The following is an 18908-nucleotide window of genomic DNA, read 5'->3' on the forward strand; positions in this document are numbered from 1 at the left end:
TTCCTTCCAGAACAGTATTCAATGACTCACCGCTCAGCAGCATCTCTCTGCATGGCGGTGATGATTAATAGATAAAAATTGACTAACGAACCGGATGCACATCATGCAACGGCGTGAAATTTAGCGGCCGAAAGCCCGCACTATAACGCGCGACCGCCAAATCATCAGCCAATATAGCGGGACGGCGGCCATCGATAATATCAGCCAATAGTTGGCCCGAGCCGCACGCCATGGTCCAGCCCAAGGTGCCATGGCCGGTGTTCAGATAGAGATTCTTCAGCGAAGTACGACCAATAATCGGCGTGCCATCGGGCGTCATCGGGCGCAAACCGGTCCAGAAGCTGGCCTGACTGATATTGCCGCCATCGGGATAGAGATCCCTGACCACCATCTCCAGGGTTTCACGCCGCGCTGGTGCCAGTTGAGTATTAAAGCCAACAATTTCCGCCATCCCCCCCACCCGAATGCGATCATCAAAGCGGGTAATCGCAATTTTGTAGCTCTCATCCAACACGGTAGAAACCGGGGCCGAGGCGGGATCAGTAATGGGAATAGTCAGTGAGTAGCCTTTTAGCGGATAGACCGGAATGGAGACCAGCCCCGCCAGTAGCGCCGTTGAGTAGGCACCAAACGCCACCACATAGGCATCGGCCTTTATAATATCGTCGCCGCACAACACGCCAGCAATTTGATCACCATCCACCAGCAGTTTATCTACCGGGCAATTAAAGCGGAATTTGACCCCCGCCTGCTCAGCCATCTTAGCTAAACGCTCGGTAAACAGTTTACAGTCGCCAGTTTCATCATTTGGCAAACGTAGCCCGCCGCTGAGTTTATGCGCCACTTTCGCCAATGCGGGTTCTACTGTGGCCAGTTGCTCGGCGGTTAACAACGAATATGGCACGCCGGCATCATCCAACACCGCAATATCCTTGGCGGCGTTATCAAACTGCTGCTCGGTTCGGAACAGTTGCAAGGTTCCCCCCTGCCGCCCCTCATACTGAATGCCGGTCGCTTCCCGCAGATCTTTTAAGCAATCACGGCTATATTCTGCCAGCCGCACCATGCGGCTTTTATTGATCATGTAGTGGGAGGTGTCGCAGTTTCTCAGCATTTGCCACATCCAGCGCAGCTGAAAACTACTGCCATCAAGGTGAATCGCCAGCGGTGCATGGCGCTGGAACATCCATTTTATCGCCTTAAGCGGCACCCCTGGCGCGGCCCAAGGGGCGGCATATCCCGGTGATATCTGCCCCGCATTGCCGGCACTGGTCTCCTGCGCTGGCCCCTCCTGACGATCAATGACAGTGACGTCATGACCCTCTTTCGCGAGATACCAGGCACTGGTTACACCCACAACGCCACTTCCTAAAATGACAATGCGCATATTCCTCTCCCAAACCACACCAAAAGCACAATATTCCGTTGACAGAAAATTAACCTAGCAGAAAAAACTAGCCAACATATTAATTATAGACTGTGACTTAATTCACAATTAATTTACGCCGTAATCACTTTTGAGTTCAATAGCTGGTGCGAAATAGCGATAAGATTCTATTTTTATGTAGCAATACGCCAAAAAGGCTAAAAAATAGCTTATTTATCCCTATTAACAGCATGAATAATTAGCATGTTGTATATGTCATTTTTATTGGTTTTATATTCTGTAAATTCAGCTTATAAGCAGAATAATAGTCTAATGATAGTCTGTTTAAGTTTGTACATTCTTAGGGCTAATAATAATCTAGGTTGACATAAGGTCTTGCCATGCCTCAATTTGTTCATATTAAGCTAGGATTATTGAAGTGACCGGTATTTTGCAGGGTTATAAAACCGTGAGGATGCGCTAATGACAACTTCAACACCGAAACAGACCGCGCAAGATAAGCGCCTGACTGACGGCCCGGACTGGACATTTGAATTGTTGCAGGTCTATCTGGACCAGATAGACCGGGTAGCAAAACATTACCGGCTTGAGACTTACCCCCATCAAATCGAGGTTATCACCTCAGAACAGATGATGGATGCCTATTCAAGTATTGGCATGCCCATTAACTATACCCACTGGTCTTTCGGTAAGAAATTTATCGAAACCGAGCAAAAATATAAGCATGGTCAGCAAGGTCTGGCCTACGAAATTGTGATTAACTCCAATCCTTGTATCGCTTATTTGATGGAGGAGAACACCATTACCATGCAGGCGCTGGTGATGGCTCACGCCTGCTATGGGCATAACTCTTTCTTCAAAAATAACTATCTGTTCCGTGCCTGGACAGATGCCAGCTCGATTGTGGATTATCTGCTGTTTGCACGCCATTACATCAGTGAATGCGAGGAGCGCTACGGTGTGGAGGAGGTTGAGCGGCTACTGGACTCTTGCCATGCGCTGATGAATTACGGGGTAGATCGCTATAAGCGCCCACAAAAAATCTCGCTGGTTGAAGAGACCGCCCGCCAGAAAAGTCGCGAAGAGTATCTGCAAAGTCAGGTCAACTCACTGTGGAAAACATTGCCACGCAAGGATCGAGGCGAAGTTCAGGCGCAGGCTCAGCGCTACCCCAGTGAACCGCAGGAAAATTTGCTCTATTTTATGGAGAAAAATGCCCCACTGCTGGAGTCATGGCAGCGGGAAGTGCTGCGCATAGTGCGTAAAGTCAGCCAATATTTTTACCCACAAAAACAGACTCAGGTGATGAACGAAGGCTGGGCGACATTCTGGCACTACACCATTCTTAACCATCTGTATGATGAAGGTCAGGTCACTGATCGATTTATGATGGAGTTTTTGCACAGCCACACCAATGTTGTCTACCAACCGCCCTATAACAGCCCTTATTACAACGGCATTAACCCCTACGCCCTGGGTTTTGCGATGTTTCAGGATATTAAGCGCATCTGCCAATCGCCGACCGAGGAGGACTACTACTGGTTCCCGGATATCGCGGGCAAAGATTGGTTAGATACCCTGCATTTTGCAATGCGCGACTTTAAAGATGAGAGCTTTATCAGCCAGTTCTTATCACCAAAAGTGATGCGTGACTTCCGTCTCTTCACTGTGCTGGATGATGATAAACATAATTATCTGGAGATTTCCGCTATTCACAATGAAGAGGGCTATCGTGCCATCCGTAATGAATTATCAGCTCAATACAATCTGAGCAATCATGAGCCAAACATTCAGGTCTGGAACGTAGATCTGCGCGGTGACCGCTCCTTAACCCTGCGCTACATTCCCCATGACCGCGCACCACTGGATAAAAGCCGCCAACAAGTGATGAAACATATTCATCGTTTATGGGGATTTGATATTCATATGGAGCAACTGAATGACGATGGCAGTATCGAGCAACTGGACAGCGTACCGCCCAGAGCGAATAAGCTCTAGATTTTGCCGCATAATCACTATTTAGGACGGGCAGCAGTGGCTAAGCCGCTGGATTGCCCGGCAGCAATCGTTTGGCCTCATCAGTTAACCGTTGTGTTAATACTGGGATGATTTCACCTAGCTTGGGATAGTGCGTCTGCGTCCGTTTCGCTACTTGCGTAATCAATCAGGTATTTGATTTTATCGCCCGTGGCTAACATTACGCTGGGATGAAAAACTCCGCTGGATCGCGTATATTTGTTTTATCTGCATGTCTATATGTTTTACTGGGGATCGTAATGGCTAATGTAATGACGAGTCTGGCTGAGAAAAAACAGTACTTCGACCGTGTGAAGTTAGAAAATTATCGTCAAAGTATGCGTTTGGAAGGCTTAAACAGCACTAATCAAACGTTGCCAACCTCAAAGAACGAAAGGGCTAAACTGAAGCAAAGCCTGATGAATAAATACGCCACCAAAAACCAGCCGAGTTCGCGGTGAACAGCGATAAATACGGTGACGGCCCAGATCCTTATACCTATCCGAACAGTCAGGTGTTAATCAATAAATTCGGTATTACTGATGATGACCAGTTTATTGAGATGGAAAAAGATTTTTCCGAGTTGGCGATTATGGAGATCGAATTTAGCCCACCGCCCTATGACTTACTTTACTGGCGCTCACTGCATCAAGCCTTGTTTGGCGATATTTATCATTGGGCCGGAGAGCTGCGTACCATTGATATCTCCAAAGGCACCAGCCGATTTTGCAATATCAATCGTATTGCCCCTGAAGCTAACCGGCTGTTTAACCAACTGGCACGAGAAAACTATCTGGTTGGCCTGCCCTATGACTCGCTGATTGTAAAACTGGCTGAGTACTACTCTGATCTTAATGTTATCCACCCTTTCCGTGAAGGTAATGGCCGGGCGCAGCGGCTGCTGTTCGAACACATTATTATCAATTGTGGCTTTCAAATCTCCTTCGCTGGCATCAACCCCGATGAATGGATTCAGGCCAATATTGATGGCTACCATTGCCGCTATCAACGCATGACTGCGCTATTCGCCCGCTGTATTAGCTAAACCACACCGAAATTTCTCGCTAAAAGTTGTCACAGTCCCCCTACAACTGCCGCGCGTTGCGCCCCTGCCCGCGCGCGTAAACAATACCGTTACGCTGAATAACGAGTATTGACCGCCATGACCAACGCCGAAATCTATCGCCTGATAATGAATCTGATCCGTTTCGGTATCGTGGAACAGGTGGATTTAACCCTTGATCCGCCCAAAGCCCGCGTACGCTGCGGTGAATTACTCACTGACTGGTTGCCGTGGTCGGTGCGTCGCGCCGGAACCGCTAAAACATGGTGGCCGCCGACCGCAGGGGAGCAGGTGATTATTCTGGCCGCTGGCGGCGAGTTATCCGCTGGGGTGATCATTGCCTCTCTATATCAGAAAAGTGCACCCAACATCTGACCACCGCCACCTTAGAAGTGAAACAAGGCGGCAAAATGACCGGAAATATTCAGCACTCCGGCGGCAGCTTCTCATCCAATGGCGTAGTGGTTGATAGCCACACCCACAGCGGCGTGCAGCGCGGTGGGAGTCACTCGGACGGGCCAAACACATGATCTATTTAGGCATGAATGCCCAGACCGGGCGACGCATTACCGATATGGACCATATCACCCAGTCGATCACCGATATCGTCACCACTCCGACCACCACGCGCTGTATGCGCCGGGGCTATGGTTCATTGCTGTCTGACCTGATTGACGACCCGCAGAACCCGCTGTTACGGCTAAAAGCTATGTCGGCGGCCTACAGCGCGATCATGCGCTGGGAGCCGCGTGTGGTACTGACCCGCGTGTTATTGGCACAGCCGCAGGCGGGCAAAATGACGCTGGAGCTTCAGGGCCAGCGCACCGATCTGGCTGATATCTTTAATCTGGCGATCCCCGTTGGAGGCGGTTCATGAGCACTATCGACCTGTCACAGCTACCCGCCCCACTGGCGGTGGAAGCACTGGATTATGAAACCCTGCTCGCTGAACGTAAGGCGGAACTGATCGCCCTCTATCCGGTTGACGAGCAGGCGGCCATCACCCGCACCTTATCGTTAGAGTCCGAGCCACTGGTCAAGTTATTGCAGGAAAACGCCTACCGTGAACTGGTATTACGCCAGCGGGTTAACGAGGCGGCGCAGGCGGTGATGGTGGCCTATGCCAACGGCAGCGACTTAGACCAACTGGGGGCGAACAATAACGTTCAACGTCTGGTGATCACCCCCGCTGATTTGGACACCATTCCGCCGACAGCGGCGGTGATGGAATCTGATACTGATTTTCGCCTGCGGATCCCGCAAGCCTTTGAAGCGCTGAGTGTCGCCGGGCCGACCGGAGCCTATGAAGCTCACGCCCGTAGCGCTGATGGGCGGGTAGCTGATGCCTCGGCGCTGAGTCCATCACCGGCCCGTGTCACTGTCACCGTGCTGGCGCGGGCCGGAACCGGCGAAGCCTCGCCGCAACTGCTGGAGATTGTCCGCACCGCCCTGAATGACGAGGACGTGCGGCCGGTGGCTGACCGCGTCACCGTGCAATCCGCCGCCATTGTCGAATACCAGATTGACGCGGTGCTCTATATCTATCCGGGGCCGGAAGCTGAACCGGTATGTGCTGCCGCGCAGGCCAGATTAGGTGAGGTGCCGGTGCCGTTGCGCCAGTTATGGAGTGCCGACCTGTGCCCGCTACCGTTACTGCCCTATCTGGCGTGGGCGTGGTCAGTGGATCGCTGGGATGAGAGCTGGCCGGAAGCCACCAAACGCGCGGTAGTGAAATCTTCGGCTTACCTACACAAACTCAAGGGCACTATTGGCGCACTGCGGCGCGTGGTGGAGCCGCTCGGCTACCTTATTCGGGTGATTGAGTGGTGGAAAACCAATGAAGCGCCCGGCACCTTTCGCCTTGATGTCGGCGTACTGGAAACCGGCATTACTGACGAAATGTATTTTGAACTGGAGCGGCTAATTGATGGGGCCAAACCCTGCAGCCGCCATCTGGTGGGCCTGTCTATCAATCTGGATGTCTCCGGCGCGATCCCTGTCAGTGTCGCCAGTTACGACGGCGATGAGCTGACTGTTTACCCCTATTTACCTGAAACTATTACCGTGAGCGGCCAGCACTACACCGGCGGCACACTTCATCTTATTGACAGCGTGAGCGTAAACCCATGACCACAAAATTCTTTGCCATACTGACCCATCTGGGGGCGGCCAAACTGGCGAACGCCACGGCCCTCGACACCCAACTACAGATCACTCAGATGGCCGTGGGCGACGGTGGTGGCGTATTACCGCTGCCGAACGCCGCACAAACGCAACTGATTGGCGAGAAACGCCGCGCCGCATTGAACTCATTAAGTGTCGATGCGGCCAACAGTAGCCAGATTATCGCTGAACAGGTGATTCCGGAAACGGAGGGCGGGTGGTGGATACGTGAAATTGGCTTGCTGGATAAAGACGGTGATTTGGTTGCCATTGCCAACTGTGCCGAAACCTATAAGCCACTGATGCAGGTTGGGTGATGCGGCTAAAAAAGGGGTCGCGACAAATACGGAAGTTGCCACAGGTATCACGATAAATAGCTTAATTACCCCCTCTGCACTAATGAGTCTCTTTAGCAAAAGAGTATTTACCACAAATGATTATATTCGTATTCCGGATGTTCCCGGTGGGCTGATTATCCAGATTGGGCTAATACCGAGCTTACTTCCTTACGTGATTGGAGCACAGGCGTTTACATGGGCGTTACCAATACCTTTCCCAAATAAATTACTTAATGCGAGTTTAACAACCGCATCGACGGCCACACCAAACTCATCGTTTGCAAATCTAGCTCTTAACCCCGCCAATGTCGGGCCAGTGACTCATTTGACGGGTTTTGTGCAAAATCTTCGAACAGATCAGTCCGTGAGTGTTTTTTATATAGCGATAGGATATTAAAATGAAAGCATTATTTAGCCCGACATTAGTGGCATTTATTCCCGAGAATATGGCACAAGATGGTAGTTTTCATGATGATATTACGAAAAGTCTTATCGTGGTGAGTGATGAAGAACAGGCGCTTTATTGGAAACAACCTGCACCCTTCGGCCAAATGCTGGGGGTGGCTGATAATCGTCCGGTGTAGGTCGATATCCCGCCACTATCACCGCCGCCACCCCTGACGGCTGACGAGCTGGCAGCAAAGGCCCGACAGTACCGTGATGATTTTATTGTGGATACTGATCCCATGATGGTGAGTGATTATTCCATTGATGATATCCCGCTGACGACGCAGCAGCGCGACGAGTTAACCACCACCCGCGCCGCCTATCGCGCATGGCCGACAGTAGAAAACTGGCCGCTGATTGAGTTACCGGAGCTGCCGCAGTGGCTTTTGATTGAAGCGGTGAATCAAGGTTATATCGTTCCCACATGGCCGCTAGCCAGATAAGTCAGTGGGCTTAATATCGTGCGCCACCTCATTGCACTAATAGGGATTGAGGGTTAATGGTGTAAAAGCCACAATAACGACATAACTATCTGTTATTTATACTTAAAATATTACTCACAAAGGAAAGGAAGCTGTGATAATGGTCGATTAGTGACTGGTTTTTTGGTATACCCTATACAGATCATTACATGTCTTTAAGAGATTAAAAAATTATGAACGTTAACGAAGAAAAGCTTTTAAAATCAGGATTTACAAATGCTGAACTACAAAAGATTAAGAATAACGTGGAAAGCTATGGTGGAACCCTTGGGGAAGCCATTCAAGATTTGGCAAATAAATTTAGGGTTGTTCTTTGGATTACATCAGCTTGTCTGATGGTTTTTATCTTCCTCGTGTTATTTTCATCGAAACAAACCGTGGTAGGTGGGGGATTATCTCTTCTGATCGCGGTAGTGATCGTCACTTTCATCCAACCGCCAGTCCTTTCTTATAAGTCATGGCGGTATTGGAGAGGAAATATAAATTAACTGCCATTATTGTCTGTAGCCAGTAAGTCGAAAACTACTTTTGCTTTAATACCGTAGCCCACTATTTTCATTGTTAGTTTTGGCCGACTCATAGTATCTACCTTTCGGTAGTAATCCCGTGGCAACCATTTGAATAATCGCCAGGCTTCTGGTTTTCTTGCCAGCCCGAAGATGCTGTAAACACCTGCACTTAATGTAACTGCATTATAAAAAGCCAGACCGGATTCTGGTTTAAACCCCATAAATTGAGCAGCCTCCACGACTCCATCAGCAAAAAAACCCTCGGTTTGGTATTGTTCGCCATACAGGCGAGGGATGATTTCTTTTGATAAACCATTAACGCCGTCCATTACAAGTATTGCTCCAGCCAGCATACCAAGAGGCGTCATTGTTGAAATCATTAAAGCGCCGCCGACAATAGCAGCACCGGAAACAACAATATGTACAGCTGAAATAACATACCCGACAATTTTATTATTTTCCCGGACGAACTCCACTTTGGCGTAAAGTTTCGCGGTTTTCAGCCGCAACATCCGGTCCTGCGCCTGAAGGTTTTCCGTCTCCGCTCTCAGACTTTGTATGCAGACCATACACTCTTCGTCCGATGTAGCACGTCGCGCGGCAGCGAACTGTTGCTCAACAACTTCCTTTATTTCCTGAACAAAATTCATCCGGGTCAGACTATCACTAAGGTGGGAAGCGGACAGCGTGTTCGCGATATTAATCAGCTTACGGGCCTCCAGGTTCACCATCGTTTCTGACCAGCTTGTAATCCTGCCACCTGACCGCATCCTTGAAAGTAACGTCGCATCCATTTCTTTATCTCCCTGTATTTAGTTACTCATCCGATAATACGGCATTGTGCTCAGGTGTAAACTGCCGTTTTTTTGACCGCATTAAAACTCATGATATTTAAGGCTATTTCCTCTTAGCGTACAAAACCGTTCCATTGGCCCTCAAACCCCAGATCCACATCGGCCAGCATTTCGCGCAAATCCTCGCTGACCTTTTCCAGACTGAGCGAGAACTCAATTTTTCTCGCCTTGCCATCCTTAAAAAACTCGGTGCGGGTTTCACTGATGCCGGTGATCACAAACATGCCGTAGATCCCGCCAGTGCCTTCTATCAGCGGGTAGGCTTTGCCAGTGTAGGCCATGGTGCGCAGTGCGGCCAGCGACACATCGCCGCCGGTCACTTCCGGGTACAATGTCCCGCCCAGCGTAATTTTATCTTCACCGGGGCCAATATATTGATAGCGTGGCGACTTGCCGACCCGACTGTTATTGACGTGCCGGAAGGTGCTCACCTGCCCCAGATTCTGATAAGGTGCGGTGCGCAGTTCAAACACAAACAACCCGAAAACCATCATCATAATTATTGCTCCCTGTCTGTGAACGTAGAACGGAGGCGGGACTCTTTCTGGCGCTGTAGAGTGGCGATTTTGTCATACAGCATATTGACCAGCTTATTCTCATCTATGTTGGCCGCCTGCTGACCTTGCAGGTTGATGGTGATGTCGTAGCGGTCGCCCTCATGGGTTATCGGGCCACTATTGCGCTGCGCATTGAGCGGCTTTCTCGCCAGCTGCGGAATATCACCGGCCAGTGATAACGAGTCAAAATCATTCGGCGCGATCATCTCCCGCGTGCGGGCCAGCATATCGCTGGCGCTTTGTTGCATGCTGGCCAACAGGCCGGGCTGCGCCGCCGACAGTGCCATCTGTGCATTGGAACCCAGTAGTGCCATTTTCGACTGCAAGCCACCCAGCGCAGAACCGGCTACGCTGGCACTGGTACGCCACGACAACAACGCCGGAGAGACACGCAGCAGGTTAGGCACTAACCGACTGATGCCACCCGATAACCCGCTGAATTTCGGCAGTAATGCACCCAGTCCCCCATTACCGGCCAGTAGCGAGAACCCCAACCGCAGGGCCAGCATCGGCCCCAATAACGCCGCCGCCGCCAGCGCCAATCCGCCCAGCGTAATAGTGGCAATTGACAGCGCCGCCACCACTTTCATAATGGTGCCTGCCAGAGAAGAAACAGAGTAAAAGAATTCGGAGAATGAATAGGTTATACTTTAGCCAAGCAAGAGAAGGTTGGAGTTATTATCATGATGTCATGCCCACAATGTGGTGCCGTCACCCGCACCCGTACCAGCAGAATGATAACCGTCAATACCAAAGAGAATTACCACCAGTGCCAAAACCTGCTTTGCAGCTGTACATTCACCACGCTGCAATCAGTCGATAAAATCCTGTCCCACCCCAGCCGTAATAACACCGCCACCCTACCCCGCGATCTGTTTTTGCCGGGGCATCTGGGTGATGATCAGTTTGATTTAGGTTTTTGATACTCAACAGTTTTCAATCAGCCTGCCGCGTGCGGGCTTTTTTGTTTGACTCAGGATCTCTTCTAATGGATTGCTAACCTATTAATCATTACAATCAGTTAAGTGTTAAAACCACTGAGCTGAAGTTAGCATATTAAAAACAAAATGAAATCAGTACGACTTGTGAGTCCACACAATGAGGTGCCTTGCTGAAACCTCTCAGCAAATTCAGTGCGCTGATTATGATTGTCTTTGAAATTTAGAAGGATTACACATTATGTCAAACATGGTTTTTTGCCGTGGGTGCGGTAAAGAAATACATGAATCAGCAAGAGCTTGCCCAAGTTGTGGTGCAACTCAAAAAGTTACGGGCGAGAGAAATCGTATGGTTGCGGCTCTTCTGGCATTTTTTCTTGGCGGATTTGGCGCGCACAAATTTTATCTAGGTAAGATTGGACAAGGGTTCTTATATCTCATTTTTTGCTGGACATTCATTCCCGCGATTATCGCTTTCATTGAATTCATTATTTATCTTTGCAATTCAGATGAAGAGTTTGCCCGAAAATACGGTTAACAAAAATTGGGTGATGAAATCTAGCCACGTATATAGAACCCCGCAATGCGGGGTTTTTTCTTGTCTGGCTCAATACACACTCACTATTAGAACATAGCAAAAGAGCAACAAGAGCTTAAGCTGCAGTCAGCATGTGGACACCATTAAAATAAAATAAATGTATTTCAACAAGTTACGGGCAAGAAAAAGGCCGCTTGCGCGGCCTTTTGTTTCGAGAAATACTCACTCTTTTGGAGTGGCACCCTCTACTCGGCTTTTTAGCTTTTGCCCTGGACGGAAAGTCACCACACGGCGCGCCGTAATAGGAATGTCCTCACCCGTCTTCGGATTACGGCCCGGACGTTGGTTCTTGTCTCGCAGATCAAAATTGCCAAAGCCAGACAGTTTGACCTGTTCGCCATTCTCGAGGGCACGACGTACTTCCTCAAAGAATAACTCGACCAGATCTTTGGCATCTCGTTTGCTAAGCCCTAGCTTTTCAAATAGATGTTCTGACATTTCAGCTTTAGTAAGCGCCATAGGTTCAATCCCTCAAGGATGCTTGGAATCGCTGTTTTAACGCCTCTACACATCTTGCAACGGTAGCGGCGATCTCCTCTTCTTCCAGTGTACGGGCGGTATCCTGCAACACCAGACTAATAGCCAGACTCTTATAACCTTCTGCTACGCCCTTGCCACGGTACACATCAAACAAGTTTACGCCAACTACCTGATTTGCGCCAACTTTCTTACACTCTGCCAAAATATCTTCTGCGGGAACGTTTTCAGCCACCACAACAGCGATATCGCGACGGTTTGCCGGGAAGCGAGAAATCTCGTTGGCCTGAGGCACAGCGCGGTCTGCGAGCTTGTTCCACTGCACTTCGAACACCACAGTTCGACCATTCAGATCCAGCTTACGTTCCAGTTCAGGATGAACTACACCAATGAAACCAATGTGTTCCCCTGATAAATAAATTGCTGCGCTCTGCCCAGGATGCAGTGCAGGATGTGATTCAGCACGGAACTGAACATCGGATAATTTGCCGGTAAGCTCCAGAATTGCCTCCAGATCGCCCTTCAAATCATAGAAGTCGATCGGCTGACGCACCAGATCCCAATGTTCTTCGTAACGGTGCCCTGCAATGACACCCGCCAGCATTACATCCTGTCTAACACCAAGATCTGCTTTAGTATCAGGCACAAAGCGTAAACCGCTTTCAAATAAACGTAGGCGCGATTGTTGACGGTTTTGGTTATAAACCACCGCTGACAGTAAACCGGTCAACAATGACAAGCGCATTGCAGACATATCTACAGAGATCGGGCTTGGTAAGATTAGCGCCTCTTGCTGTGGATGCAGTAGCGCCTGCACTTTGGGGTCAACAAAACTGTAAGTAATTGCTTCTTGATAACCGCGATCCACTAATGCTGTTTTTACCCGCTTCAGCGGTAAGTCAGCTTCGCGGTGTTTGGTCATCACCAGATCAGCTTTAACTGGCACATCAGGAATATTGTTGTAGCCGTAAATACGGGCAACCTCTTCCACCAAATCCTCTTCGATCTCCATATCGAAACGCCAGCTTGGCGCCACTGCCAGCCAGTCAGTGCCAAGCTCAGTCACCTGACAACCAAGGCGACGCAGAATGTCACTCACCTGTGCAGAAGGCACCTGATGGCCGATTAAGCGGTCTAGCTTCTCGCGACGCAGCGTGATAGTCGCGCGTTTTGGCAACGCTTCAGTTGCCGTCACATCAATAACGGGGCCAGCTTCACCGCCACAGATATCAATCAATAGACGAGTTGCGCGCTCAATCGCTTTGTGCTGCAACGCAGGATCAACACCGCGCTCATAACGATGAGAAGCATCGGTATGCAAGCCATGGCGACGCGCACGGCCAGTAATTGACAGTGGATTGAAGAATGCAGACTCCAGCAGCACGTTGCGGGTCTCTTCGTTAACACCTGAGTGCTCACCACCAAAGATGCCCGCCATCGCTAGCGGTTTCTGCTGGTCGGCAATCACCAAAGTGTCAGCATTCAGTTTGGCTTTTGTGCCGTCCAAAAGAGTCAGCTCTTCACCTTCGGCCGCCAGACGAACAACAATCCCGCCATCGATGCGATCCAGATCAAACGCATGCATGGGCTGACCTAACTCCAGCAAAACGAAGTTAGTGACGTCAACCACCGGGTCAATTGAACGAATACCGCAACGACGCAACTTCTCACGCATCCACAAAGGTGTCGCGGCTTTGACATTGATGCCCTTCACCACACGGCCCAAATAGCGCGGGCAAGCTTGCGGTGCATCCACGCGGATCGGGAAGCTGTCATTGATAGATGCTACAACCGGACTCATATCCGGCTCAGTTAATGGCAGTTGGTTAACCACCGCCACATCGCGTGCAACACCGATAATACCCAAGCAGTCGGCACGGTTTGGTGTGACACTGATTTCAATGGTTTTATCATCCAGCTTCAGGTATTCCCGCACATCGACACCAATTAGCGCATCCGCAGGTAGTTCGATAATACCATCGTGATCTTCTGAAATTGCCAACTCAGAGAAAGAGCACAGCATCCCTTCTGATGGCTCGCCACGCAGTTTGGCGGCTTTAATTTTGAAATCACCCGGCAGCACGGCACCCACAGTCGCAACCGCCACTTTCAGGCCCTGCCGGCAATTCGCGGCGCCACAAACGATGTCCAGCAAGCGATCGCCGCCCACATCAATTTTGGTCACTCGCAACTTATCAGCGTTGGGATGCTGACCACACTCCACCACGAGGCCAACCACGACACCATTAAATTCGCCGGCAACGGATTCGACACCATCAACCTCTAAGCCAGCCATCGTAATTTGATGGGCTAATGCATCACTGCTAATGGCTGGGTTTACCCATTCGCGCAACCAAAGTTCACTGAATTTCATGAGATATTCCCGCCTTACTTAAACTGTTTGAGGAAACGCAGATCATTTTCGAAGAAGGCACGCAGATCGGTGACACCGTAACGCAGCATGGTTAAACGCTCCATCCCCATACCAAATGCGAAGCCTGAATAGATCTCAGGATCAATACCAACGTTTCTTAATACATTTGGGTGCACCATGCCGCAACCCAACACTTCAAGCCACTTGCCATTCTTGCCCATCACATCCACTTCAGCCGAGGGTTCGGTAAACGGGAAATAAGAGGGACGGAAGCGAATTTGCAGGTCTTCTTCGAAGAAATTACGCAAGAAATCGTGCAGGGTGCCTTTTAAATTGGTGAAGCTGATATCGCGGTCAACAATCAACCCCTCCATCTGATGGAACATCGGTGTGTGTGTTTGATCATAATCATTACGATAAACACGGCCTGGCACGATAATCCGAATCGGTGGTTGCTGGCCTTGCATGGTACGGATCTGCACACCTGAGGTCTGCGTGCGCAGCAGGCGGGTAGCGTCAAACCAGAAAGTATCATGATCAGCACGAGCTGGGTGATGCGCGGGAATATTTAATGCATCGAAATTATGATAGTCATCTTCAATTTCTGGACCAGACTCAACAGAAAAGCCCAGCTCACCAAAAAAAGTTTCGATACGATCGATTGTTCGGGTAACCGGATGCAAGCCACCATTTTCCATACGACGCCCCGGTAAAGAGACATCAATGGTTTCAGCTGCCAATCGGGCATTCATAACCGCTGACTCCAGTGTCTCTTTGCGGACATTCAGAGCTTCTTGTACTTCCTGTTTGGCCTGATTAATCACAGCGCCTGCTGCTGGGCGCTCTTCCGCTGGCAGTTCGCGCAACGATGTCATCTGAAGGGTTAAATGGCCTTTCTTGCCTAGATATTCGACGCGTACCAAATCCAACGCGGCAACATCTTGGGCATCTTCTATGGCTGCTTTGGCTTTGGCAACCAGCTCTGCGAGATGTGGCATTGTTTCCTCTTCCTCTGGCCGGTATGGCCCGCTTATAGTGATCTAAATTTAAGTTATATAAATTAGTGTCGTAGAAATTCATGTTCATAGAAAGTAATACTGGCTCCCAGGTCAGGGTAATACCTTGAAGCACAAACAAAAAAGCCTCCACGATGGGAGGCTTTGGCGTTATTTTTCGTTTCAATTCTTACGCACCAGCCTCCTGAAATCAGGCGCTAAAGTAAAAAGAGAAGCGAAAAGTAACGGTATACATCATAACGATGACCTTATTGCTTAAAAAGCTAAAGATTAAAAGAGGGAGACAAGCTCCCTCTTCAATTCTGACTTACGCCAGAGCTACTTTCGCTTTTTCGACCAGTGCAGAGAATGCCACTTTATCGAATACTGCGATGTCAGCCAAGATCTTACGGTCGATTTCAACAGAAGCCTTTTTCAGACCATTGATGAAACGGCTGTAAGACAAGCCATTCTGACGAGCAGCTGCGTTAATACGTGCAATCCACAGTTGGCGGAATTGACGCTTCCGTTGACGGCGGTCACGGTAGGCGTATTGGCCTGCCTTGATTACTGCCTGGAATGCAACACGATAAACGCGCGAACGGGCACCGTAGTAACCTTTCGCCTGCTTTAAAATCTTTTTGTGACGTGCACGAGCTACCACACCACGTTTTACGCGAGCCATGTACTTCTCCTATCGTCTTAATTCAAACCAAAATTACTTATGCGTATGGCAGACATGCTACGACCAAACCTAGATCGTTCTTAGATACCATGCCTTTTGGACGTAAATGACGTTTACGCTTAGTAGCTTTTTTGGTCAAAATATGACGCAGGTTGGCATGCTTACGCTTAAAACCACCGGCACCGGTTTTTTTGAAGCGCTTAGCGGCGCCGCGTACTGTCTTAATCTTTGGCATTGAATATATCCACTTCGCATTGTTAATTACAACGAGCTAGCTAGGCGAACAGATCTCTTGCTGCGCAAGCGCAGGGATATCTGTTACTTGAATGCCTTACTGTCTCTTCTTAGGTGCGAGCACCATGATCATCTGACGGCCTTCGATACGAGTCGGGAAAGACTCCACAACGGCCAAATCAGAATCCTCAGTCAGATCTTTTTTGACACGGTTAAGAACTTCCATGCCGATCTGCTGGTGCGCCATTTCACGCCCACGGAACCGCAGGGTGATTTTGGCTTTATCGCCATCTTCCAGAAAGCGAATCAGGTTGCGTAGTTTGACCTGATAGTCGCCATCATCGGTACCAGGCCGGAATTTGATCTCCTTAACCTGAATGACTTTTTGCTTCTTCTTCTGTTCTTTTGTCGACTTGCTCTTCTCATAGAGGAATTTGCCGTAATCCATGATACGGCAAACCGGCGGCTCGGCATTCGGACTGATTTCTACTAAATCAACACCAGCTTCCTCAGCTTTTTCAAGAGCTTCATTCAGACTGACAATGCCAATCTGCTCACCATCGACGCCTGTTAAGCGAACTTCTGTGGCGCGAATCTCTTTGTTGATGCGATTAGGACGCGCCGGTTGAACTCGTTTTCCGCCTTTAATACTTTATTCCTCCAGTTGATGAAGACTACGGCTGCGAATTTCTGCTAGCAGCTGGTCTACGACCACGTTGACATCTAAGCTTCCCAAGTCTTTACCGCGGCGGGTACGAACGGCAATCTTGCCTGATTCGACCTCTTTATCGCCACAGACCAACATATATGGAACTCGACGCAACGTATGTTCACGAATTTTAAAGCCAATCTTCTCATTTCTCAAGTCCGCTTTTGCCCTAATTCCTGCATCTTGCAGTTTTTTGGTCACTTGTTGGACATAATCAGACTGGCTATCGGTGATATTCATCACCACGACTTGTACCGGAGCTAACCAGGTTGGGAAGAAGCCCGCATACTCTTCGGTTAAAATACCGATGAAGCGCTCTATTGATCCCAAAATGGCCCGGTGAATCATTACCGGCACCTGGCGATCGTTATTTTCGCCGATGTAAGACGCACTTAAGCGGCCCGGTAATGAGAAATCGAGCTGTACGGTACCACACTGCCACGCACGATCCAAACAATCATGCAAGGTAAATTCAATTTTTGGACCGTAGAACGCCCCTTCCCCCGGCTGATAATCAAACGGAATCCCGTTTTCAGTCAGCGCAGCCGCTAAATCGGATTCGGCGCGGGTCCACTGCTCATCGCTACCAATACGTTTTTCAGGGCGAGTAGAGAGCTTGACCACAATTTTCTCGAAGCCAAAAGTGCTGTACATGTCGTACACCATTTTGATGCAGCTGTTCACTTCGTCGCGAACCTGCTCTTCGGTACAGAAAATATGTGCATCGTCCTGAGTAAAGCCACGGACGCGCATTAAGCCATGGAGTGCACCTGATGGTTCGTTACGGTGGCAGCTACCAAACTCGGCCATACGCAATGGCAGGTCACGGTATGACTTCAACCCCTGGTTGAAGATCTGCACGTGTCCTGGGCAGTTCATCGGCTTGATGCAGTACTCGCGGTTTTCCGACGATGTGGTGAACATATGCTCAGCATAGTTCTCCCAATGCCCGGTCTTTTCCCACAGTACGCGGTCCATCATAAACGGCCCTTTCACTTCCTGATACTGGTACTCTTTGAGCTTCATACGCACAAAAGTTTCCAGTTCACGGAAGATAGTCCAGCCGTCGTTATGCCAAAACACCATACCGGGTGCTTCTTCCTGCATGTGGTAGAGGTCTAGTTGCTTACCAATCTTACGATGGTCGCGTTTGGCCGCCTCCTCCAGACGTTGCAGATAAGCATTCAGTTGCTTCTTATCACCCCAAGCCGTGCCGTAAATACGTTGCAGCATCTTATTTTTGCTGTCACCACGCCAGTAAGCACCGGAAGTTTTCTGCAATTTAAAGTGATGGCAGAAACGCATATTCGGTACGTGCGGACCACGGCACATATCAACGTACTCTTCATGGTGATATAAACCAGGGCGATCATCGCGGCTGATATTCTCATCGAGAATCGCCACTTTATAATCTTCACCACGAGCAGCAAAAGTGTCGCGGGCTTCTTGCCAGCTAACCTTTTTCTTAATGACGTCATAATCTTTATCGGCAAGTTCATGCATCCGCTTCTCCAGCAGATCCAGGTCTTCCTGCGTCAGGGTACGGTCAATATCAACATCGTAATAGAAACCGTTGTCGATAACTGGGCCGATTGCCATTTTGGTATCTGGCCAAAGTTGCTTGATTGCGTGCCCTAATAAGTGCGCACAAGAGTGGCGGAGAATCTCCAGCCCTTCAGCATCTTTGGTGGTGATAATGGCCAGTTGAGCATCAGATTCGATCAGGTCGCTGGCATCGACTAGTTCGCCATTAACACGGCCAGCTATACAGGCTTTCGCCAAGCCGGGGCCGATATCTAAGGCAACATCAAGTGCAGAAACGGCGTGATCGTAATGACGCTGACTGCCGTCAGGAAGGGTAATAACAGGCATTCTAATTCCTTATCTACAGTGGTGACCCTCACGACAGATCACATGCAAGACGTAATTATTGTTTGATTTCAAAAAGTTGCAGCATCAATTTAACCCACGTTTGTTATATTGGTCCGCAACTGTGTAAACAGTTTAGTTTGTGACGTAGATCATGCCACAAAGGGGATTCATCTTATCATCACTTAATGCAATGACAATATACCTAGCGAA

At 49.3% G+C, this 18908-nt stretch carries 22 protein-coding genes, 2 pseudogenes and 1 other annotated feature; of the genes and pseudogenes, 13 read left to right on the forward strand and 11 right to left on the reverse strand.

Annotated features, from left to right (window positions below; all coding sequences use genetic code 11):
* Positions 1 to 82: 82 nt before the first annotated feature.
* A complete protein-coding gene (locus FFE93_RS11070) occupies positions 83 to 1387 on the reverse strand; it encodes a D-amino acid dehydrogenase (protein ID WP_138775127.1) in 1305 nt (434 codons plus the stop codon).
* Positions 1388 to 1849: 462 nt separating this feature from the next.
* Here FFE93_RS11070 and FFE93_RS11075 point away from each other — a divergent pair, with 462 nt between their 5' ends.
* The 11 genes and pseudogenes from FFE93_RS11075 (at position 1850) to FFE93_RS11120 (ending at position 8384) form a co-directional block, all read left to right on the forward strand.
* Positions 1850 to 3385 (forward strand): SpoVR family protein, encoded by a 1536-nt coding sequence (locus FFE93_RS11075; RefSeq protein ID WP_005278639.1) that lies wholly within the window; start codon positions 1850 to 1852, stop codon positions 3383 to 3385.
* Positions 3386 to 3663: 278 nt separating this feature from the next.
* Positions 3664 to 3864, forward strand: coding sequence for a YhfG family protein (locus FFE93_RS11080; protein WP_226713267.1), 201 nt, complete (start codon positions 3664 to 3666; stop codon positions 3862 to 3864).
* The gene (locus tag FFE93_RS11085) at positions 3861 to 4448 is read left to right on the forward strand and encodes a Fic/DOC family protein (RefSeq protein ID WP_005278645.1); all 588 of its coding nucleotides are present in this window, start codon (positions 3861 to 3863) and stop codon (positions 4446 to 4448) included. The genes FFE93_RS11080 and FFE93_RS11085 overlap by 4 nt, the downstream gene beginning before the upstream one ends.
* 117 nt (positions 4449 to 4565) lie before the next feature.
* Positions 4566 to 4996 (forward strand): annotated as a pseudogene (locus tag FFE93_RS11090) (phage baseplate assembly protein V).
* Positions 4993 to 5343 carry a GPW/gp25 family protein gene (locus FFE93_RS11095; RefSeq protein ID WP_049601714.1) on the forward strand — a complete coding sequence of 117 codons (351 nt, stop codon included), beginning with the start codon at positions 4993 to 4995 and terminating at the stop codon, positions 5341 to 5343. Before FFE93_RS11090 ends, FFE93_RS11095 begins: the two are co-directional and overlap by 4 nt.
* Entirely contained in the window at positions 5340 to 6596 is a 1257-nt protein-coding gene (locus FFE93_RS11100; protein WP_138775128.1) for a phage tail protein I, read from the forward strand. The genes FFE93_RS11095 and FFE93_RS11100 overlap by 4 nt, the downstream gene beginning before the upstream one ends.
* Positions 6593 to 6943: pseudogene (locus FFE93_RS11105) on the forward strand (phage tail protein); the annotation flags it as partial. The gene FFE93_RS11100 and the pseudogene FFE93_RS11105, both read left to right, overlap by 4 nt.
* Positions 6939 to 7364 (forward strand): hypothetical protein, encoded by a 426-nt coding sequence (locus tag FFE93_RS11110; RefSeq protein ID WP_071984950.1) that lies wholly within the window; start codon positions 6939 to 6941, stop codon positions 7362 to 7364. The pseudogene FFE93_RS11105 and the gene FFE93_RS11110, both read left to right, overlap by 5 nt.
* Position 7365: 1 nt before the next feature.
* A complete protein-coding gene (locus FFE93_RS21730; protein ID WP_005278665.1) occupies positions 7366 to 7551 on the forward strand; it encodes a hypothetical protein in 186 nt (61 codons plus the stop codon).
* Positions 7552 to 7653: 102 nt separating this feature from the next.
* The gene (locus tag FFE93_RS21735) at positions 7654 to 7857 is read left to right on the forward strand and encodes a phage tail protein (protein ID WP_261368992.1); all 204 of its coding nucleotides are present in this window, start codon (positions 7654 to 7656) and stop codon (positions 7855 to 7857) included.
* 212 nt (positions 7858 to 8069) lie between these two features.
* On the forward strand, positions 8070 to 8384 hold the full coding sequence (locus FFE93_RS11120) for a hypothetical protein (RefSeq protein WP_032898773.1): 315 nt from the start codon (positions 8070 to 8072) through the stop codon (positions 8382 to 8384).
* Here the strand turns inward: FFE93_RS11120 and FFE93_RS11125 are convergent.
* The 3 genes from FFE93_RS11125 to FFE93_RS11135 all read right to left on the reverse strand — a co-directional run bounded on the left by FFE93_RS11125 (position 8381) and on the right by FFE93_RS11135 (position 10406).
* Entirely contained in the window at positions 8381 to 9199 is an 819-nt protein-coding gene (locus tag FFE93_RS11125; RefSeq protein ID WP_099460565.1) for a DUF4225 domain-containing protein, read from the reverse strand. The genes FFE93_RS11120 and FFE93_RS11125 overlap by 4 nt on opposite strands.
* A 113-nt stretch (positions 9200 to 9312) precedes the next feature.
* Positions 9313 to 9756, reverse strand: a complete 444-nt coding sequence (locus tag FFE93_RS11130) for a phage tail protein (RefSeq protein WP_138775129.1) — start codon at positions 9754 to 9756, stop codon at positions 9313 to 9315.
* Between the two features lie 2 nt (positions 9757 to 9758).
* The gene (locus tag FFE93_RS11135) at positions 9759 to 10406 is read right to left on the reverse strand and encodes a hypothetical protein (protein WP_138775130.1); all 648 of its coding nucleotides are present in this window, start codon (positions 10404 to 10406) and stop codon (positions 9759 to 9761) included.
* A gap of 93 nt (positions 10407 to 10499) precedes the next feature.
* On the opposite strand from FFE93_RS11135, the gene FFE93_RS11140 reads away from it, so the two are divergent.
* Positions 10500 to 10739 carry an ogr/Delta-like zinc finger family protein gene (locus tag FFE93_RS11140; protein WP_032896990.1) on the forward strand — a complete coding sequence of 80 codons (240 nt, stop codon included), beginning with the start codon at positions 10500 to 10502 and terminating at the stop codon, positions 10737 to 10739.
* Positions 10740 to 10995: 256 nt separating this feature from the next.
* Positions 10996 to 11292, forward strand: a complete 297-nt coding sequence (locus FFE93_RS11145; RefSeq protein WP_032896992.1) for a TM2 domain-containing protein — start codon at positions 10996 to 10998, stop codon at positions 11290 to 11292.
* A gap of 222 nt (positions 11293 to 11514) precedes the next feature.
* Here the strand turns inward: FFE93_RS11145 and ihfA are convergent, their stop codons facing one another.
* The 7 genes from ihfA to thrS all read right to left on the reverse strand — a co-directional run bounded on the left by ihfA (position 11515) and on the right by thrS (position 18698).
* The gene (gene ihfA / locus FFE93_RS11150; protein WP_004875238.1) at positions 11515 to 11811 is read right to left on the reverse strand and encodes an integration host factor subunit alpha; all 297 of its coding nucleotides are present in this window, start codon (positions 11809 to 11811) and stop codon (positions 11515 to 11517) included.
* Positions 11812 to 11815: 4 nt separating this feature from the next.
* A complete protein-coding gene (gene pheT, locus FFE93_RS11155; RefSeq protein WP_138775131.1) occupies positions 11816 to 14203 on the reverse strand; it encodes a phenylalanine--tRNA ligase subunit beta in 2388 nt (795 codons plus the stop codon).
* Between the two features lie 14 nt (positions 14204 to 14217).
* Complete coding sequence (pheS, locus tag FFE93_RS11160; protein ID WP_005272321.1) at positions 14218 to 15201, reverse strand: phenylalanine--tRNA ligase subunit alpha; 984 nt, start codon at positions 15199 to 15201, stop codon at positions 14218 to 14220.
* Positions 15202 to 15335: 134 nt separating this feature from the next.
* Positions 15336 to 15458 (reverse strand) — a sequence feature (Phe leader region).
* A gap of 68 nt (positions 15459 to 15526) precedes the next feature.
* A complete protein-coding gene (rplT, locus tag FFE93_RS11165) occupies positions 15527 to 15883 on the reverse strand; it encodes a 50S ribosomal protein L20 (RefSeq protein ID WP_004706556.1) in 357 nt (118 codons plus the stop codon).
* A gap of 37 nt (positions 15884 to 15920) precedes the next feature.
* Positions 15921 to 16118: a 50S ribosomal protein L35 gene (rpmI, locus tag FFE93_RS11170; protein WP_004713020.1), complete on the reverse strand. Its 198-nt coding sequence runs from the start codon at positions 16116 to 16118 to the stop codon at positions 15921 to 15923.
* A 96-nt stretch (positions 16119 to 16214) separates the two neighbouring features.
* Complete coding sequence (gene infC, locus FFE93_RS11175; protein WP_011816226.1) at positions 16215 to 16766, reverse strand: translation initiation factor IF-3; 552 nt, start codon at positions 16764 to 16766, stop codon at positions 16215 to 16217.
* A 3-nt stretch (positions 16767 to 16769) separates the two neighbouring features.
* Positions 16770 to 18698, reverse strand: coding sequence for a threonine--tRNA ligase (gene thrS, locus FFE93_RS11180; RefSeq protein WP_049602842.1), 1929 nt, complete (start codon positions 18696 to 18698; stop codon positions 16770 to 16772).
* Positions 18699 to 18908: the final 210 nt, after the last annotated feature.

Source organism: Yersinia sp. KBS0713 (genome assembly GCF_005937895.2).
GTDB lineage: Bacteria > Pseudomonadota > Gammaproteobacteria > Enterobacterales > Enterobacteriaceae > Yersinia > Yersinia bercovieri.

What these genes read in the sequence shown, in the direction of transcription:
- FFE93_RS11070 (WP_138775127.1), bottom strand. Translation starts at nt 1,387, where the DNA reads ATGCGCATTGTCATTTTAGGAAGTGGCGTTGTGGGTGTAACCAGTGCC.
- FFE93_RS11075 (WP_005278639.1), top strand. Translation starts at nt 1,850, where the DNA reads ATGACAACTTCAACACCGAAACAGACCGCGCAAGATAAGCGCCTGACT.
- FFE93_RS11080 (WP_226713267.1), top strand. Translation starts at nt 3,664, where the DNA reads ATGGCTAATGTAATGACGAGTCTGGCTGAGAAAAAACAGTACTTCGAC.
- FFE93_RS11095 (WP_049601714.1), top strand. Translation starts at nt 4,993, where the DNA reads ATGATCTATTTAGGCATGAATGCCCAGACCGGGCGACGCATTACCGAT.
- FFE93_RS11100 (WP_138775128.1), top strand. Translation starts at nt 5,340, where the DNA reads ATGAGCACTATCGACCTGTCACAGCTACCCGCCCCACTGGCGGTGGAA.
- FFE93_RS21730 (WP_005278665.1), top strand. Translation starts at nt 7,366, where the DNA reads ATGAAAGCATTATTTAGCCCGACATTAGTGGCATTTATTCCCGAGAAT.
- FFE93_RS21735 (WP_261368992.1), top strand. Translation starts at nt 7,654, where the DNA reads ATGATGGTGAGTGATTATTCCATTGATGATATCCCGCTGACGACGCAG.
- FFE93_RS11120 (WP_032898773.1), top strand. Translation starts at nt 8,070, where the DNA reads ATGAACGTTAACGAAGAAAAGCTTTTAAAATCAGGATTTACAAATGCT.
- FFE93_RS11125 (WP_099460565.1), bottom strand. Translation starts at nt 9,199, where the DNA reads ATGGATGCGACGTTACTTTCAAGGATGCGGTCAGGTGGCAGGATTACA.
- FFE93_RS11130 (WP_138775129.1), bottom strand. Translation starts at nt 9,756, where the DNA reads ATGATGATGGTTTTCGGGTTGTTTGTGTTTGAACTGCGCACCGCACCT.
- FFE93_RS11135 (WP_138775130.1), bottom strand. Translation starts at nt 10,406, where the DNA reads ATGAAAGTGGTGGCGGCGCTGTCAATTGCCACTATTACGCTGGGCGGA.
- FFE93_RS11140 (WP_032896990.1), top strand. Translation starts at nt 10,500, where the DNA reads ATGATGTCATGCCCACAATGTGGTGCCGTCACCCGCACCCGTACCAGC.
- FFE93_RS11145 (WP_032896992.1), top strand. Translation starts at nt 10,996, where the DNA reads ATGTCAAACATGGTTTTTTGCCGTGGGTGCGGTAAAGAAATACATGAA.
- ihfA (WP_004875238.1), bottom strand. Translation starts at nt 11,811, where the DNA reads ATGGCGCTTACTAAAGCTGAAATGTCAGAACATCTATTTGAAAAGCTA.
- pheT (WP_138775131.1), bottom strand. Translation starts at nt 14,203, where the DNA reads ATGAAATTCAGTGAACTTTGGTTGCGCGAATGGGTAAACCCAGCCATT.
- pheS (WP_005272321.1), bottom strand. Translation starts at nt 15,201, where the DNA reads ATGCCACATCTCGCAGAGCTGGTTGCCAAAGCCAAAGCAGCCATAGAA.
- rplT (WP_004706556.1), bottom strand. Translation starts at nt 15,883, where the DNA reads ATGGCTCGCGTAAAACGTGGTGTGGTAGCTCGTGCACGTCACAAAAAG.
- rpmI (WP_004713020.1), bottom strand. Translation starts at nt 16,118, where the DNA reads ATGCCAAAGATTAAGACAGTACGCGGCGCCGCTAAGCGCTTCAAAAAA.
- thrS (WP_049602842.1), bottom strand. Translation starts at nt 18,698, where the DNA reads ATGCCTGTTATTACCCTTCCTGACGGCAGTCAGCGTCATTACGATCAC.